Below are 253 nucleotides of genomic sequence, written 5' to 3'. Positions count from 1 at the left end.
CGCGGCCATTCCGATCGTGCTGGTGTGCCTGATGTACCTGGGTTTCACCGCCACCGGCACGGTGCTGTCCGGTCAGGCGCTGGGCCAGTTGTTCGGGGTCAGCGACAGCACCGGTATTTTGATTTTCGCCAGTGTCATTGTGCTGGTCACGGTGCTGGGCTACCGGGTGATCCACTTCATCGGCCGTGTCGCCAGCGTCATTGGCGTGATCGCCTTTGTCTACCTGTTCAGCCGCCTGATAAGCCAGACCGAC

Annotated in this window: 1 pseudogene; it reads left to right on the top strand. The window is 61.3% G+C overall.

Annotated elements, in window-relative coordinates:
* Nucleotides 1-253, top strand: a pseudogene (locus SB816_RS33475) (cytosine permease); the annotation flags it as partial.

Source organism: Achromobacter sp. SIMBA_011 (assembly GCF_046535435.1).
GTDB classification, from domain to species: Bacteria; Pseudomonadota; Gammaproteobacteria; order Burkholderiales; family Burkholderiaceae_B; genus Achromobacter; species Achromobacter dolens.
Note: the sequence above shows the minus strand (reverse complement) of the source record. Positions and strands in the feature narration are given on the sequence as shown.